Origin of the sequence: Sphingomonas sp. Sph1(2015) (assembly GCF_001970915.1) — a bacterium.
Lineage (GTDB): Bacteria > Pseudomonadota > Alphaproteobacteria > Sphingomonadales > Sphingomonadaceae > Sphingomonas > Sphingomonas parapaucimobilis.
In genome coordinates this window covers 83,428-96,811 of sequence record NZ_MQUI01000009.1, presented here as the reverse complement: position 1 = coordinate 96,811, position 13,384 = coordinate 83,428, and the positions used below count along the sequence as shown (strand labels likewise).

Annotated in this window: 12 protein-coding genes; 3 read left to right on the top strand and 9 right to left on the bottom strand. The window is 64.7% G+C overall.

The window, feature by feature from the left end; all coding sequences use genetic code 11:
• Positions 1-41: 41 nt before the first annotated feature.
• The gene (locus BSZ14_RS06045; RefSeq protein ID WP_042489390.1) at positions 42-212 is read right to left on the bottom strand and encodes a (2Fe-2S)-binding protein; all 171 of its coding nucleotides are present in this window, start codon (positions 210-212) and stop codon (positions 42-44) included.
• A gap of 81 nt (positions 213-293) precedes the next feature.
• Complete coding sequence (locus BSZ14_RS06040) at positions 294-1,535, bottom strand: DUF418 domain-containing protein (RefSeq protein ID WP_241823657.1); 1,242 nt, start codon at positions 1,533-1,535, stop codon at positions 294-296.
• Between the two features lie 83 nt (positions 1,536-1,618).
• Between BSZ14_RS06040 and nhaA the strand changes: the two genes are divergently transcribed.
• Positions 1,619-3,019 (top strand): Na+/H+ antiporter NhaA, encoded by a 1,401-nt coding sequence (gene nhaA / locus BSZ14_RS06035; protein WP_076710232.1) that lies wholly within the window; start codon positions 1,619-1,621, stop codon positions 3,017-3,019.
• Positions 3,020-3,021: 2 nt separating this feature from the next.
• Here nhaA and purL read toward each other — a convergent pair whose 3' ends face one another.
• From purL to map, 3 genes are read right to left on the bottom strand one after another with little or no spacing between them, the layout of a single operon-like run.
• Positions 3,022-5,247 carry a phosphoribosylformylglycinamidine synthase subunit PurL gene (purL, locus tag BSZ14_RS06030; RefSeq protein ID WP_076710231.1) on the bottom strand — a complete coding sequence of 742 codons (2,226 nt, stop codon included), beginning with the start codon at positions 5,245-5,247 and terminating at the stop codon, positions 3,022-3,024.
• A gap of 55 nt (positions 5,248-5,302) precedes the next feature.
• Positions 5,303-6,814, bottom strand: a complete 1,512-nt coding sequence (locus tag BSZ14_RS06025; RefSeq protein WP_076710249.1) for an ABC1 kinase family protein — start codon at positions 6,812-6,814, stop codon at positions 5,303-5,305.
• Between the two features lie 7 nt (positions 6,815-6,821).
• Entirely contained in the window at positions 6,822-7,649 is an 828-nt protein-coding gene (map, locus tag BSZ14_RS06020; RefSeq protein WP_042489161.1) for a type I methionyl aminopeptidase, read from the bottom strand.
• 50 nt (positions 7,650-7,699) lie between these two features.
• Between map and BSZ14_RS06015 the strand changes: the two genes are divergently transcribed.
• Both BSZ14_RS06015 and BSZ14_RS06010 read left to right on the top strand, forming a co-directional pair.
• Positions 7,700-8,470, top strand: coding sequence for a competence/damage-inducible protein A (locus BSZ14_RS06015; RefSeq protein WP_076710230.1), 771 nt, complete (start codon positions 7,700-7,702; stop codon positions 8,468-8,470).
• 177 nt (positions 8,471-8,647) lie between these two features.
• Positions 8,648-9,625 (top strand): NAD-dependent epimerase/dehydratase family protein, encoded by a 978-nt coding sequence (locus BSZ14_RS06010; RefSeq protein WP_076710229.1) that lies wholly within the window; start codon positions 8,648-8,650, stop codon positions 9,623-9,625.
• Between the two features lie 55 nt (positions 9,626-9,680).
• Here the strand turns inward: BSZ14_RS06010 and BSZ14_RS06005 are convergent, their stop codons facing one another.
• The 4 genes from BSZ14_RS06005 to metG are packed head-to-tail and all read right to left on the bottom strand — an operon-like array spanning position 9,681 to position 13,346.
• Positions 9,681-10,238 carry a retropepsin-like aspartic protease family protein gene (locus BSZ14_RS06005; protein WP_076710228.1) on the bottom strand — a complete coding sequence of 186 codons (558 nt, stop codon included), beginning with the start codon at positions 10,236-10,238 and terminating at the stop codon, positions 9,681-9,683.
• A 14-nt stretch (positions 10,239-10,252) separates the two neighbouring features.
• A complete protein-coding gene (locus tag BSZ14_RS06000; RefSeq protein ID WP_076710227.1) occupies positions 10,253-11,017 on the bottom strand; it encodes an MBL fold metallo-hydrolase in 765 nt (254 codons plus the stop codon).
• Positions 11,014-11,790, bottom strand: a complete 777-nt coding sequence (locus BSZ14_RS05995) for a TatD family hydrolase (protein WP_076710226.1) — start codon at positions 11,788-11,790, stop codon at positions 11,014-11,016. The genes BSZ14_RS06000 and BSZ14_RS05995 overlap by 4 nt, the downstream gene beginning before the upstream one ends.
• Positions 11,790-13,346: a methionine--tRNA ligase gene (gene metG, locus BSZ14_RS05990; protein WP_076710225.1), complete on the bottom strand. Its 1,557-nt coding sequence runs from the start codon at positions 13,344-13,346 to the stop codon at positions 11,790-11,792. Before metG ends, BSZ14_RS05995 begins: the two co-directional genes overlap by 1 nt.
• Positions 13,347-13,384 lie beyond the last annotated feature (38 nt).

Below are 13,384 nucleotides of genomic sequence, written 5' to 3'. Positions count from 1 at the left end.
GCGGGGGCTATGGTCGCATGGCGGTCAGCCTGCGGTCGAATTCAGGCGGCGGCGCGTTCTTCTTCGATGATGGCCCGTGCCAGGACCGCGCACTGGCCGCATTTGGGCTGGCGACCGAGCGCCTGATACATTTGGCACGGGGTCATGGAACCGGCGCGAGCCGCATCGCGGACCTGGGATTCCCGAATGGCATTGCAGACGCAGACGACCAAGGCGCTCTCCATCGATTACGCCCTTGCTCTAGCGCTAATGAGAGTGGATCGCAAGCATATTGCGAGGCGTTTGCAGAAAAATTATCCTCCCCGGCCGATCACGCCGCGACTTGCCAGCCGCCATATTCGCTCCAGCGGCCCGTACCGGAAACGGGCAAGCCAGGGCTTTGACCAGAATAGCATCAGGCCCCACATCAGGGGCGCAAGGACATAGAGTTCGGCCCTGCTCCAGCGGGCGAATTGCCCCAGGCCGTGGCCGTAAAAGACCGCCGTCATCAGTACGCTGGTCGCGATATAGTTGGTAAAGGCCATCCGTCCCGCCGCCGCAATCCGGACCGTCCACCAGCCGCCGGGGTGCATCAGCAACAGTATCAACGCTGCATATCCGATCGTGCCGATCAGCCGGAAGGGTACGTTCAGGAACAACTCGACCAGCGCAACGGCGCGAACGTCATAACCGCTTGCCATGACGCCCCATGCCATGGCGGCATAGGCGAGGATGGTCGGGCCAAGGCCCAACACGGCCCAGCGACGATAGGCGGCGCGCGGCCAGTCTCCCGACAGGAAGCCCGATTTGAAGGCGGCCATGCCCAGCAGCATGGCGCTGAGCGTGTCGGGACCGATCTGAACGAGGTCGATCAACGGATTGCCATTATTCTCCAGCCGAAAGGCTGTCGCCATGGCCCAGGACCCGCGCATCGCCGCGATCTCCGGGGCGAGGCTGACAGCAGGGGGCGTGCCGAACGCCCGTTGATAGCTGTCCCATAACGCCGCCATCTGTGGCGTGTCCCGAGCAGCCGAAGCGAACAACCCCAGGCAATCGAGGAAACCGAACGCCATGGACAGTCCCGCAAAGGCCAGAGCGGTCCAGCACAACGCTCTGGGCGTCAGGCCCACAAAGGCGAGTGCGACGATCCCGACCAGTGCGTAATGCGCCAGGATATCGCCGGTCCAGATAAATGTCAGGTGGATCAGGCCCAGGACGAACAGGACCGCCATCCGCCGGAGGTGGAACGACGCTCCGTTCCACCCTGCCGCATCCGCCCGCTGGATGACCAGAAGGGTCGATGCTCCGAACAGGAGCGAGAACAGCCCCCGCATCCGTCCGTTGACGAAGGTTTCGGTCAGGAACCACGTGCCGATATCGATCGGCCGCTGCCCGCCCCAGGCCATCGGGTTGGAATAGGCCGGGTCGGGCAATGCGAAGCCGGGCAGGTTGGCGAGCAGGATCGCCATCACCGCCACCCCGCGCAGCACGTCCAGAGACAATAGGCGCTCGCCCGGGGCGGGTAACGTCAGGGTGGGGGCAGGACCATCGGCCAAAGGGTAGCTCCGTCTATCCCGCCGGGGCTTAGCCTGACATGTCTGGGATGCAACCGTCCGGGGAAGCGAAGCATTGCGATGGCATGGGATTATCGCCTCGCCTGACCGGACGTGCCGCTGCGCGCGCGCATCACTCGCCCGCCGCGTCGGCGCTCCTGCGGAAGATCGAGCCGCTGTTCGCCGGGCGGGAGGTGACCGGCGGGCCGCTGTTGCTTGCGACGATCCTGGCGCTGGTGATGGCCAACAGCCCATGGGCGGGTGGCTTCGAGCGCTTCTGGGACACGCCCGTCACCATCGGCTTCGGAGGGCGCGAGGTGTCGCACGGCCTGGCCGAATGGATCGACCACGCGCTGCTGCCGCTGTTTTTCGTGATCGTCGGTGCCGACGTGAAGCGGGAAATCGCGGTGGGGCCATTGGCGCATTGGCGCAGCGCGGCGCTTCCCCTTTCGGGGGCCTTGGGCGGGATGCTGGTGCCGGTGGGACTTTACTTGGCGGTCGCCGGGGGAACACCGGCGCAGCCCGGTTGGGGTGCGGTCATTACCACCGACACGGCTTTCGGCCTCGCGCTGATCGCGGTCTTTGCGAACCGGCTGCCGGCAGGCTTGCGTGCGACGATGCTGGCGTTCGCGGCGGTGGACGATGTCGGCGGACTGCTGGTCATCGCCTTCGCCTATAGTGGCGCGATCGATCCATGGGGGCTGGTCGTCGCGGCCGCTGGGCTGGGGGGCATCATGGGGCTACGCCGGATCGGCTGGGTGTCGTCGGTGCCCTATGTGCTGCTTGCGCTGCTCGTGTGGGGCGGCGTGCTGGAGTCCGGCATCCATGCGACGATCGCCGGGGTTCTGATCGGCCTGACCGTCCCGGTCCAGCCCCGGCTGGAGCCGCACGACTTCGCGCAGCGCGTACAGCGGCGGGTCGACGAGTTTCGTAACGCGCACGACGCAGCCGAGGATGCCCATGACGACGAGGAAGAGGATCGGCACCGCGAGCGCGCCGAAGAACGGCTGGGCTATCTGCACGAGATGGCGTCGGCCACGCGCGAGGCGAGCAGCCGGTTGATCGAGGTGCTGACGCCGTGGGTCAACTATGTCGTCCTGCCGCTGTTCGCGCTGTCGAACGTGCGCATCCATATTTCGGGGGATTTGCTGTCGATGATCGGCGGCCCACTGGTCATGGGCGTGGTGCTGGGCCTGGTGGTCGGCAAGCCGCTGGGTTTCCTGGCATTCACTTGGGTGGCAAGTGCGACGGGTCTGGCGCAGCGGCCCGATCAGGTGACATGGCCGATGGTGGCAGGCGTTGGCGCTTTGGCCGGGATCGGCTTTACGATCTCCCTGTTCATCGCGGGGCTGGCATTCGGCGATGGCGCGATGCGCGATGCGGCGTCGCTGGGTGTGCTGTTGGCCTCGATGCTGGCGGCGGCGATCGGCTACGCGATCCTTCGCCACTGCGCGGAGCCCCGGCACGCGGCCGAGGCTCCGTCATAGGGTCAGGCGAGGGCGGCGTCCGCGCCCATCAGCGCGGGAAAAAAGCCCTCATGCGCGCGACGCAGGTCGTCGAGCGCCACCACGAAGTCGCCGTCCTCGCGCTCGAAGATCAGGCGCGTGCCCGCCGTGCGGCCGATCCGCTCGACCTCGACGCCCGCCTGATGCGCGTTCGCCAGGAAGTCCATCAGCGCGGTGTCCTCGACCGTGGCGATGTACAGGCCCTGATCCTCGGCGAAGAGCTGGCGGCAGGCCTCGCCCTGCTCGGGGAACTGGATCAGTGCGCCGATATTGCCGGCCAGCGCCATCTCGGCGACCGTCACCGCGATGCCGCCGTCCGAAACGTCATGCACGGCGGTCAGATGCCCGGCGGTGATCGCGTCGCGCACCAGGTCGCCGGTGCGACGCTCTGCATCCAGATCGATCGATGGGGGCGGGCCAGCCTCGCGGCCTTCGATCCCATGCACTTCGCGCAGCCACAGCGACTGGCCGATTTCGCCCTTCGGCGTGCCGATCAGGACGATGACGTCACCAGTGCCCTTGAACGCGATGGTCGCCGACTTGGACCAGTCCGCCATCAGGCCGACGCCGCCAATCGCCGGGGTCGGCAGGATCGCCGACCCGCCGCCGGTCGCCTTCGACTCGTTGTAGAGCGAGACGTTGCCCGACACGATCGGATAGTCGAGCGCGCGGCACGCCTGGCTCATGCCCTCCAGACAGCCGACGATCTGGCCCATGATCTCGGGGCGCTGAGGGTTGGCGAAGTTGAGGCAGTTGGTGATGGCGAGCGGCTTGGCGCCCACCGCCGTGATGTTACGCCACGTCTCGACCACCGCCTGCATGCCGCCGGTGACGGGATCGGCATAGCAATAGCGCGGCGTGCAGTCGGTGCTCATCGCGAGCCCCTTTTGCGTGCCATGGACGCGGACCACGGCGGCGTCGCCACCGGGGCGCTGCACCGTGTCGCCGCCGACCATATGGTCATATTGTTCCCAGATCCATCGGCGCGAGGCGATGTCGGGCGAGGCCATCAGCTTGAGCAGGTCCGCCGCCGGATCCTGACAGCCGGGCGAGGCGATCGCCGCGGGCGCTTCGGTCGGCACGTGCGGACGGTCATAGAGCGGCGCGTCATCGGCCAGCGGCGCAAGCGGAATGTCGCACACCACCTCGCCCTTGTGGCGCAGGACCATGCGGCCGGTCTCGGTCACATGGCCGATAACTGCGAAGTCCAGTTCCCACTTGCGGAAGATCGCCTCGGCGAAATCCTCGCGGCCGGGCTTGAGCACCATGAGCATCCGCTCCTGGCTTTCGGACAGCATCATCTCATAGGCCGTCATGCCTTCTTCGCGCTGGGGCACGTCGTCCATGATCAGCTCGATGCCGACGCCGCCCTTGGATGCCATCTCGACCGACGAGGAGGTGAGGCCCGCCGCGCCCATGTCCTGGATCGCGACGATCGCGTCCGACGCCATGAGTTCGAGGCATGCCTCGATCAGCAGTTTTTCGGTGAAGGGGTCGCCGACCTGTACGGTCGGGCGCTTGGCCTCCGCATCCTCACCGAAATCGGCCGAGGCCATCGTCGCGCCGTGGATGCCGTCGCGGCCGGTCTTCGAGCCGACATAGACGATCGGATTGCCGACGCCGCTGGCGGCCGAATAGAAGATCTTGTCCTGATCGGCGACACCGACGGTCATCGCATTGACCAGAATGTTGCCGTCATAGGCCGGGTGGAAATTCACCTCGCCGCCCACGGTCGGCACGCCGACGCAATTGCCGTAACCGCCGATGCCATGCACGACGCCCGAAATCAGGTGGCGCATCTTGGGGTGATCCGGCCGCCCAAAGCGCAGAGCGTTCAGGTTGGCGACCGGCCGCGCGCCCATGGTGAACACGTCGCGCAGGATGCCGCCGACGCCCGTCGCCGCACCCTGATAGGGTTCGATATAGGACGGGTGGTTGTGGCTCTCCATCTTGAAGATGGCGGCCTGGCCGTCGCCGATGTCGATGACGCCCGCATTCTCGCCGGGGCCGCAAATGACCTGTGGCCCTTCGGTGGGTAGCTTCTTCAGGTGGATGCGGCTCGACTTGTAGCTGCAATGCTCGGACCACATGACCGAGAAGATGCCAAGCTCCACGAGGTTCGGCTCGCGGCCCAGCGCGGTGAGGACGCGCTGATATTCTTCTTCGGACAGGCCGTGGTCGGCGACGATCTGGGGCGTGATCTCGGTCATGGCCCGCGCCTTTAACGTGGTGTCGCGGGTTCGTCACTATGGGGATGCGAAGATGTTATCCGAAGTGCATGGCCGCCGCGATGGCAAGGCCGGAAAAGGCCAGTGCGGCGGCGATCCAGCCCGCGCCGGTCCGGATCGCCGCCTCGATGCCGCCGGTGGAAAGGCCAGCCTGCTCGCCCTCCAGCTTGCGCGTCGTGGCGCGGATCAACCGGGGCAGGTCGTCGCCCAGCCGGTCCAGTTCGAGCGCCAGCGCGGCTGCGCGCTTGGTCCAGCGTTCCGGCGAGAGGCGCGTTTCGACGATCCGCGCGCTGGCCCGGCGAAGGGCGGCCGACAGGTCGAAGTCCGGCTGGATGCCGCTCAATACGCCGTCGATGGTGATGAGCGACTTGAACAACAGCAGCATATCGGGCTGAAGGACGATGCGTTCTTCGCGCAGCACCGGAAAGATGTCACCCAGGATCGCCGCCAGCCGAAACGCGCCGCCGCCATGCCGGGCCACGAGGCGGTCGGCGACCGCCTGAAAGCGTTCCGGCGCGATATCAGCGGTTTGCGACCATTGTTTCAGCGTTTCCGCCAGCAGTGCGGGGTCGCTGTTGGCGATCGACTGCGTAAAGGCGATCACCTCTTCGCGGCGGCGCGGGGACACATGGCCGACCAGGCCCAGGTCGAGCATGGCGATCCGGTTGCCCGGCAGGCAGAGCAGATTGCCCGGATGCGGGTCGCCGTGGAAGCGCCCGTTGATGAGCGTCATATCCAGCACGATATCCGCCCCGGCCGAGGCGATGGCCGACGGATCGATCCCTGCCTGATGCAACATCTCGGCGTTGCGCGGGGGCACGCCTTCGATGAAGTCGATCACCAGCAACGTCTCGGAGGTTTGCGTCCAGTGGATGGTCGGAACGAGGACGCGCGCGTCGCCCGTAAAATCCTCGCGCAGGCGGTCGGCATTGCGGCCTTCGTTGGTGAAGTCGAGTTCTTCGAGGATGTCGCGGCCAAGCTCGCGCACCATCCGAACTGCACCGTAGCGCCTAGCTTCGGTATTGGTCGCCTCGACCATTACGGCCAGCTGGGTCAGCAGGCGGAGGTCGGCCTCCATCACCGCACGGATGCCGGGGCGGCGAATCTTGAGGACGACTTCCGTACCATCCGCCAGCGCCGCGCGGTGGACCTGCGCGATCGAGGCGGCAGCCAGCGGTTCGGAATCGAACCGAGCGAAGGCGCTCTCGGGCGATTCGCCCAGCGCGGCTTCCACCTGTTCTCGCAGGTCGGCGAAGGGCAGGCGCGGAGCGGCACTATGGAGCTGTTCGAGCTCGGCGATCCATTCGGGCGCCAGCAGATCGGCTCGCGTGGCCAGGATCTGGCCAAGCTTGACCCAGACCGGGCCGAGGGCCTCCATCGCCTGGCGGGTGCGGGCGGGCAAGTCGAAGGGCAGGGCATCCGGATCCCGCCGCGCCGGATCTAGCCCCAGCCGCGCCAACAGCACGTCCAGCCCGAAGCGCGAGGCCGTGGCGATCACCTCGGCCAGTCGGGCGCGGTCACGTGCCGCAACCCGGATCGTGCCCAGCATCATGGCTTTAGATATAAGGCGGCTGGGTATAGCCCGCCGGGCTGAGGGTGAAGATTTCGCAGCCTTCTTCAGTGATGCCGATCGAATGCTCGAACTGCGCCGACAGCGAGCGGTCGCGCGTCACCGCCGTCCAGCCATCGTCGAGCAGCTTTACGTCAGGGCGACCGATATTGATCATCGGCTCGATGGTGAAGATCATGCCGGGCTTCAACTCGGGGCCGGTGCCGGGGCGGCCGACATGCACCACCTCGGGGGCGTCGTGGAACAACAGGCCCAGGCCATGGCCGCAAAAATCGCGGACCACGCCGTAACGATGCTTTTCGGCGTGCTGCTGAATGGCATGGGCGACGTCGCCCATGTGGTTGCCGGGCCGGGCCTGCTCGATGCCCAGCATCAGGCACTCATAGGTGACTTCGACCAGCTTGCGCGCCTTGAGCGGCACATCGCCGATCAGATACATGCGGCTCGTATCGCCATGCCAGCCATCGACGATCGGGGTCACGTCGACATTGACGATATCACCAGCCTTCAACGTCTTTTCGGACGGAATGCCATGGCAGACGACATGGTTGATCGAGATGCAGGTCGAATGGGTGTACCCGCGATAGCCCAGCGTCGCGGGTACACCACCGCGCTCGAGGATGAACTGGTGGATCAGGCGGTCGATCTCGCCGGTGCTGACGCCCGGCACCATATGCGGGACCAGCATGTCCAGCGTCTCGGCGGCCAGACGGCCCGCCTTGTGCATCCCGTCGAACGCCTCGCGGCCCCAGAGCTTGATTGCGCCGGTCCGCCCCTGGGGCGCGTCGGCGGAAACGGTCACATAATCGGTCATGACGGCGATATAGCGTGGCGCGACCGTTTTTGCGAGGCTATGTCGGGCGCATGGAAACCGCGACCCAACCCGAGCGTATCTGGACCGCCGCGCTGATCGTCATCGGCGATGAAATACTCTCGGGCCGGACGCAGGACCGTAATATCGCGCAATTGGCCACCTGGTTGAACGTACAGGGGATAAGGCTGGCCGAGGTACGGGTGGTGGCCGACCGGGCCGAGGCGATTGCCGAGGCGGTGAACACGCTTCGCGTACGCAATGACTATCTGTTCACGACCGGCGGCATCGGGCCGACGCATGACGACATCACCGTGGACGCGATCGCCGCGGCGCTCGGCCTGCCGGTGATCGAGCATCCCGAAGCCCGCGCCATCCTGGAGGATTATTATGCGGAGCGCGGCGGGGTGACTGCCGCACGCGCGCGGATGGCGCGGACGCCGGATGGTGCATCGCTGATCCCCAATCGCGTGTCCGGCGCGCCGGGCATCCGTATCGGCAACATCTTCATCATGGCCGGGGTGCCGCACATTACAGCAGGCATGCTCGACGCGCTGACCGGCACGCTGGAGGGGGGCCGCCCGGTCGTATCCGGAACGATCGGCTGCTGGGTCGGCGAGAGCGAGGTCGCCGAATTGCTTCGCCAGGCCGAAAAGACGCATGAAGGGGTGGCGATCGGCAGCTATCCCTTTTTCCGCGAGGGCCGCACGGGCGCGAACTTCGTCGTGCGAAGCCCCGATGCGGCACAGGTCGACGACTGTCTGCGGGACCTGAGCATGGCGCTGGAAGCCGATGGCCGGGACGTCGTCGCGGGCGGCATCTGAACCCCCGATTCTTTTGCATTTTTGTATTTTTTCAAGATTGACGCCGTAAAGGCGGGTCGTCCGGGCGCATGTGCCCGTCGTGAATGGTCGATGATTTGGAGTGGCTCCGGATGCGGATTGCGGTGACTGGAACGGGGCGGATTGTTCGCCCCGGCGCGATTCTGGGACGTTAAGCCCATGGCTGCATCCATCCTCGTCACCGGCGCGGCAGGCTTTATCGGTCACGCCACCGCTCATCGCCTTCTTGCGCGCGGCGAGACGGTCATCGGGATCGACAATCTCAACGACTATTACGAACCGGCACTGAAGCGGGCGCGGCTCGCCAGTTTGCAGGATATCCCCGGATTTTCCTTCCAGGCTATGGACGTCGCGGATGCCGGAGCCGTCGCCACCCTGTTGCGCGAGAACGGCGTGGACCGCGTCGTCCACCTTGCGGCCCAGGCGGGCGTACGCCACAGCATCGACCACCCGTTCGCCTATGAGCATTCCAATATCGGCGGGCATCTCGCGGTGCTGGAGGCCTGTCGCCACCAGTCGGGCTTCGTCCACCTCGTCTATGCCTCGTCCAGTTCGGTCTATGGCGACAAGCCGATGGGAGGGCAGGGGTTTAGCGAGGACGAGCCTTCGATTTCACCCGTGTCGCTCTATGCCGCGACCAAACGCGCCTGCGAATTGATGAGCCAGTCCTATGCGACACTCTATCGCTTTCCGCAGACCGGCCTGCGCTTCTTTACGGTCTATGGCCCCTGGGGACGGCCGGACATGGCCTATTTCTCGTTCACCCGCAAAATCCTGAACGGCGAACCGATCGAGATTTTTGGCGAAGGCCGGATGGCGCGCGATTTCACTTATATCGATGATATCGTCGACGGCATCGTCGGCGCGCTGGACCATCCGCCCGAGCGAGGCGACCACCGCATCCTGAACATCGGCGATAGTCAACCGGTCGGTCTGATGACCATGATCTCCACGCTGGAACGGACCCTGGGCCGCGATGCGATCAAGATCATGAAGCCGATGCAGCCGGGCGATGTGACCGCCACCTATGCCGATGTGTCGAAATTGAACGCGCTGACCGGCTATGCACCAAAGGTCGCATTGGCCGAAGGGTTGGAGCGTTTCGTCGTGTGGTATCGGGATCATTACCGCTTGTGAGAAGGTGCGGTGATCATCGCAACTCAAAATTGATAATACATATTATGTTAAAACGTTAAGGCGTAGCGTTCAGTACCAGCGACCCTTGCTCTACCCGCCATGAACGCAACCGTCGCAGCACGTTCATGCCGATGATATCCAGATCGCCAAAGCTCGACGACACATCGGCGCCGACACCCTGCAGATGGATTGCGCCGATGGAAAGTTCGGCAATGGTGACATGGGATGCCGTTACGCGGCCGTTGGCGGTTTCGATCAGGCTGCCGAACGGGCTTTCGTTGACATTTAATCCTGCCGCGCGAGCGGTTGCTTCGGACAAAGCGGTCGTTGTCGCACCGCTGTCGATGAGCATCCGGCGCTCGACCCCGTTGATGCGGACCTCTGCATAAAAATGCCCGTCGTCCGCTACCGGGATGCGAACCAAGCCATTCGGCATAGCCTGACGAGGCCAAAGGCCTGTCAGGCGGTCGCGCTGCGCGATGACGAGGAAAGCGGCGCTGAATATCCCGATCCAGATCAGCCCCATCCGCATCGCCTGGCTGATTGGAATACGCCGAGCTGCCAGTGCGCTAAGCGGTAACAGAAGGATCAGGCCATAATAGACGATGTCCATGGCCCGATCGCCACTCAAGGGATCAACTCCATGCCGTCATAGGCAGGCTCGACATTTGTGGGCAGTTCGCGGCACAGGGTCGCGTAATCCATCGACTGGTCCATATGGATCAACGCGCTACGACGCGGTTTCAGCGTCTCGATCCAGTGCAAGACTGACGGCAGGTCGGCATGAGCGGGATGCGGATGTCGGCGGAGCGCATCGACGACCCACAGGTCCAGGCCGGAATAAAGCACCGCCATCTCCGGCGTTAATTCATGGAAGTCCGTGGCATAGCCAATGCTCTTGCCATTGCATTCAAAGCGCAGACCCGCCGACAGGATACGGCCGTGCGGCTGGTCTACGGTCCTGACGCGGATTGGGCCGATCATCAATTCATCGTCGACCAGCGTCATGGTCGCGGTTGGCGGGTATCCCGTCTTTCCCCGAAACACATAGCCGAAACGCCCTTCCAGCGACGCTGCGGTCGTCGGCCGCGCATAACCCGATACGGGTTCGCCCAGGGCGTGAAAGATCTGACGCAGGTCGTCGATACCGTGGCAGTGATCGGCATGATCGTGGGTCCAGATGACGGCATCGACCGTACCGATCCCGGCCGCCAGCAACTGCTCGCGCATGTCGGGGCCGGTATCGATCAGGATGCGGGTATCGCCATGCTCGATCAGGGCCGAGCAGCGCATTCGTCGGTTGCGTGGCTCGGTCGGATCGCAAGCTCCCCAATCATTGCCGATCCGCGGCACGCCTGAAGACGTGCCGCACCCGAGAATGCGTATTTTCACGCGCGGGTCTTCGCGAACAGCCGATGGAAATTCATGGCGGTCGCCTGGGTCAGTTGCTCCACGGATTCGCCGCGAAGACCGGCGAGAAAGTGGGCCGTGTCAGCAACAAAGGAAGGCTCCCCCGTCTTGCCCCGATGCGGCACAGGCGCCAGGAACGGCGCGTCGGTCTCGACCAGCAACCGGTCAAGCGGCAGACGTGCAGCCGTTTCCTGCAAATCCTTTGCGCTCTTGAACGTCACAATCCCCGAAATTGATATATAAAAGCCTAATGCCAGTGCCTTATCGGCAAAATCTCCACTGGCCGTGAAGCAATGGATGACGCCGGGATAGGCCCCCTTCCCCATCTCTTCGGACAGTATCGCGGCGGTATCCTCCTCGGCATCGCGCGTATGCACGACAAGCGGCAGGCCGGTTTCGCGGCAGGCGGCGATGTGCGCACGGAAGCTGGCCTGCTGGCGTGCGCGGTCGCTATGATCGTAATAATAATCGAGGCCGCTCTCGCCGATACCGACGACGCGAGGATGGCGCGCCCGCTCGACCAGCTTGGCGGTGTCGATATGCGGGTGCGCATCGGCCTCATGCGGGTGGATACCGACCGTCGCCCAGACATCGGGCTCACGCTCTGCGGTGGCGATCACCGCATCCCACTCGCTTTCCCGCGTCGAAATGTTGAGCATCGCAGTGACGCCCCGATCCCGTGCGCGGGTCAGGATCGCTGCCTGATCCTCGACCAGACCCTTATAATTCAGGTGACAATGGCTGTCGGCCAGCATCAGGCGTCGGCCTCTGCCGGGATTTCGAGACGCGGGAAAGCCGGGGTCGGCGCGGCCAGCGGTACGCCGTTTCCGGCGCGGCGGGCATACCAGCCGTCATCGTCGATCGCGGCGTGATCGCGCTCATCGGCCCCCAGCGTGTCGAGCACCAGCCCGGCACCACGCGGCGTCACTGGCAGGATCGCTATCGCCAGCATACGGATCGCGCGGACAAGCGTACCGAGAACGGCGTGCATCCGCTCAGGATCGGTCTTGCGCAGCGACCAGGGTGCCTGCACGTCGATATACTGATTGCAGGCATAAACGCCGCGCATCCACGCCTCGATCCCCTGGCTCAGCGCCATATCATCAAATGCCGCCTTCAGCGCGGCACAGGCGACGACCACTTCCTCCAGGAGCACCGCGTCGGCCGGATCGCTCCGCCCCGCCTCGGGCAGTTCGCCGCCCAGATTCTTGGCAATGAACGACAGGGTGCGTTGGGCCAGATTGCCGAAGCTGTTGGCCAGCTCGGCATTGACGCGGGTGACGATGGCTTCGGCCGAGTAGGAGCCGTCCTGTCCGAAGCTCACCTCGCGCAGGAAGAAATACCGCAGCGCATCGACGCCGAAGGCATCGGCCAGGCCCATCGGATCGACGACATTGCCGACCGACTTGGACATCTTCTCGCCCCGGTGGAGCAGGAAGCCATGACCGAAAACCGACTGCGGCAACGGCAGGTCGGCCGACATCAGGAAAGCGGGCCAGTAGACCGTGTGGAACCGCACGATGTCCTTGCCGATCAGATGCAGATTGGCGGGCCAGAAACGCGCCAGGTCACTGTCCGTGTTCGGATAGCCGGTGCCGGTCAGATAATTGGTCAGCGCGTCGACCCAGACATACATGACATGGCCGGGGCTGTCGGGCACGGGCACGCCCCAGTCGAAGCTGGTCCGCGACACCGACAAGTCGGACAGGCCGCCCTCGACAAAGCGCATCACCTCGTTGCGGCGGCTTTCCGGGCGGATGAAATCGGGATTGTCACGGTACAGGTCGAGCAAGGGCTGCTGATATCTGGACAGGCGGAAGAACCAGGTTTCCTCTGCGGTCCATTCGACCGGCGTGCCCTGCGGCGACAGCTTGGTGCCGTCCTCAGCGAGCGTCAGTTCGCTCTCGTCGTAGAAAGCCTCGTCGCGGACCGAATACCAGCCCTCATACCGGTCGAGATACAGGTCGCCCTTGTCCTGCATCGCCTTCCAGATCGCCTGGCTGGCGGCATAGTGGTCGGTGTCGACGGTGCGGATGAAACGATCGTAGGAGATATCAAGACGGTCGGCCATCACGTGGAAATGGCTGGACATTTCGTCCGCAAACGCACGCGTCGAGATACCCCGCGCACGCGCCGCCTGGGCCATTTTCAGCCCATGCTCGTCGGTGCCGGTCTGGAACAGAACATCGCGGCCCGCCTGACGCTGGAACCGGGCGATGACGTCGGCCGCCACCATCTCATAGGCATGGCCGATATGCGGGCGGCCATTGGGATAGTGGATGGCGGTGGTGATATAGAATGGATCGGCCATGGCCAGTCCCTAGAACATCCCCAGTCGCAGGTGAAGCC

Coding starts and splice junctions, on each gene's coding strand:
- BSZ14_RS06010 (WP_076710229.1), top strand. CDS start 8,648: ATGGCTGCATCCATCCTCGTCACCGGCGCGGCAGGCTTTATCGGTCAC.
- metG (WP_076710225.1), bottom strand. CDS start 13,346: ATGGCCGATCCATTCTATATCACCACCGCCATCCACTATCCCAATGGC.
- BSZ14_RS06005 (WP_076710228.1), bottom strand. CDS start 10,238: ATGGACATCGTCTATTATGGCCTGATCCTTCTGTTACCGCTTAGCGCA.
- BSZ14_RS05995 (WP_076710226.1), bottom strand. CDS start 11,790: ATGCTGGCCGACAGCCATTGTCACCTGAATTATAAGGGTCTGGTCGAG.
- purL (WP_076710231.1), bottom strand. CDS start 5,247: ATGACCGAGATCACGCCCCAGATCGTCGCCGACCACGGCCTGTCCGAA.
- map (WP_042489161.1), bottom strand. CDS start 7,649: ATGACCGATTATGTGACCGTTTCCGCCGACGCGCCCCAGGGGCGGACC.
- nhaA (WP_076710232.1), top strand. CDS start 1,619: ATGGGATTATCGCCTCGCCTGACCGGACGTGCCGCTGCGCGCGCGCAT.
- BSZ14_RS06015 (WP_076710230.1), top strand. CDS start 7,700: ATGGAAACCGCGACCCAACCCGAGCGTATCTGGACCGCCGCGCTGATC.
- BSZ14_RS06025 (WP_076710249.1), bottom strand. CDS start 6,814: ATGCTGGGCACGATCCGGGTTGCGGCACGTGACCGCGCCCGACTGGCC.